At 66.3% G+C, this 2,577-nt stretch carries 1 protein-coding gene; it reads left to right on the top strand.

From position 1 onward, the window contains the following. The first annotated feature begins 68 nt into the window (after nucleotides 1-68). Nucleotides 69-2,183, top strand: coding sequence for a DUF1524 domain-containing protein (locus tag ABZ826_RS39130; protein ID WP_361459341.1), 2,115 nt, complete (start codon nucleotides 69-71; stop codon nucleotides 2,181-2,183). Nucleotides 2,184-2,577: the final 394 nt, after the last annotated feature.

Here is a 2,577-nt window from a genome sequence, read left to right as displayed (position 1 = left end):
ACACCACGTGATCATTCCGGGGCCGTCTCCATGCCCGGAGGGCAGATCACGACCGTCACGCATCACGCATGATCAGCCACCCGACAGGCTCTTACAGCTTCTTCCGCCGTAAGCTGGTCGAGACAGGTGGCCTCACAACCCCGCAGGATGTCTTCCGCATCGAGCAGGCCATTACCTCCAGGCTGACGCTCGTGGCGGTGACAGCCGAGCGTGGCGACAACGTGCACCGCATCTTCGAGTCCCTGAACAACACAGGGCTAAAGCTCAGCCAGGCGGACCTGCTGCGCAACTACCTGTTCATGCGGCTGCCCACCCGTGGTGAACGGGTCTACGAGGCTTACTGGCTTCCGTTGCAAGACAGTCTGAGCAACGAAGAGCTGGAACAGCTCATGTGGCTGCAGCTGGTCCTCGACGGTGACGACCGGGTCCGTCGCCAGGACCTGTACGCGGCACAGCAGCAGCGTTTCGAGCGCGGCGAGGCAAGCGAGGCGGAGATCGAGGCGTACATCAGGCAGTTGTACCGCCGGGCCACTCTCTTCCGCCGAATTCTCCATCCCCAGGAGGAGCCGAGCGAATCGGTCCGCGCCTATCTGCACCGATTGAACTCTTGGCAGGCCCAGGTCACCTACCCCGCTCTCATGCTCTTGCTCGACCGACGCGAGCAAGGAGAACTCGACTCCTCGGAGACGGCCCGTGCGATGTCGTACATCGAGAGCTTCCTGGTGCGCCGGATGATCTGTCGAGTGCCTACGAACAACCTCAACAGGATCTTCCAGGCCGTGCCCAGGCAGCTGCCGCTCGACGTGCCCGTCGCCGACGGGCTGCACCAGCTGTTCTCCTCCGACAATCGGTTCTGGCCCGCCGACGACGAGCTGCGGGAAAAGGTGCGGACGGCGCCCTTCTACCAGTTCGGGCGCTGGCACCAGCGCAAGATGGTGCTGCAGCGACTGGAGGAGAGCTACGAGCATCCCGAACCTGTGGACTTCACCGCCGCACAGCTCACCATCGAGCACGTCATGCCGCAGTCGCCCGGGGACGAGTGGATCCGGATGCTGGCTGACGACACGGCGGACGGAGAAGGCGCGGAGGACCTGCACTCCCGGTTGCAGCACACCCTCGGAAACCTGACGCTCACCGCGGTCAACGCAGAGCTGTCAAACCATCCCTTCGAGCGCAAGCAGGGCCTGTTGCAGGACAGCCACCTGGAGATGAACCGTCGCATCGCCGCGACCGAGCGCTGGGGCGCGGCGGAGATCCTGGCTCGTGCCGACGAACTCGCCGACCGTGCGATCGCTTTGTGGCCAGCCCCGCTGCATGGAGTCGGTCGCGCGGAGCGCAGCCGGGACTGGCACCTGGCACATCAGTTGCTCGCAGCGCTCCCACACGGCACGTGGACGTCTTACGGGGATCTCGCTGCGTTCCTGGGCTCCGGCGCCCAGGCGGTGGGGAATCACTTGGCGGGCACTCCAGGGGTGGCCAACGCGTACCGGGTACTCACCTCCGAAGGCAAGGTCTCCGAAGGCTTCCGCTGGACACCCGTGGACGAGGGAGGCGACGTGCGTTCCCGGCTGATCGCCGACGGAGTCCGTTTCACGGTGAACGGAGCCGCCGATCCGGCACAGCGTCTCAGCACCGACGATCTCGCCCTCCTGGTCGCTGAGGACGACGATCAGGCCGAGGGCGAGGACACGGCGCAGCGCACAGTTGACAGCGAGGTCGAGGAGACGCGAGCCGACCGGTTCTTCCGTCAGCTAGCGGCCGACGACTCCCCCGAGACGGTGGAGGCGGTCCGCATGCTCTTGGGTCGCTGGGAAGAGTTCGGCGGCTGGATCGGGCACGGAGCGGGACAGGTCACGACGAGCGCTTTCCTCATGCTCGGGGAGGCGGGCGCGCCAGGTCGTGGGATCTGGCCGTTGACGCTCTACCCGGGCGGTGGGCGCGGCGGCACGGCGGAGGTGGTGTTTCAGCATCTGGCCGCACGTGAACCGTTCATCGACCGCGCATTGCGTGCTGAATTCCTCAGGCGGCTCAACGACATGGAGGGCGTCGACATCCCGGAAGGCAAGCTGGAGCTGCGTCCCAACTTCCGTCTGTCACTGCTGGAGAGGGACCACAACCGCAAACTGCTCACCGAGACCTTGGCTTGGTTCCGGGACCGCTGGGGGAACCGGGACACAGCCTGAGCGCGCCGGCGCCGCGCCGCTGGGTCGAACGCCCTCCACTCACGCGTCGAGGAGTGCGCTCTGGCGGTCCCAGCGGCGCCAAAGCACCCGGGTGAGGACGAAGCCACCCACCCTGGATAGCGCCCGCCTCGGCAGCGACCGGCTGCCTTCTCGAGGGCAGCGGCCTCAGGGTCTTCTGCAGCCGATCTACCACGGTCCGCCGCTGCTCCTCGTAGGAACCCACCATGACTGCCTTCTGGCAGCGCACCCAGGCGTTCTTCGAAGCCCACGGCATCACCGTCGAACGGGTCCTGGCCCGACACCCTCTGAACGGAAAATCCCAGACCAGCTGGGCAGGCGGCAGCGTCTGTTCGGCGTCAGCCGGGCGGACGGGCTTGGAGTGGTTGTGGTGCTC

This window comes from Streptomyces sp. NPDC047515, assembly GCF_040643055.1.
In the GTDB taxonomy this organism is placed as follows: domain Bacteria; phylum Actinomycetota; class Actinomycetes; order Streptomycetales; family Streptomycetaceae; genus Streptomyces.
This window is presented reverse-complemented; position numbering and strand designations above follow the sequence as displayed.

What these genes read in the sequence shown, in the direction of transcription:
- ABZ826_RS39130 (WP_361459341.1), top strand. Translation starts at nt 69, where the DNA reads ATGATCAGCCACCCGACAGGCTCTTACAGCTTCTTCCGCCGTAAGCTG.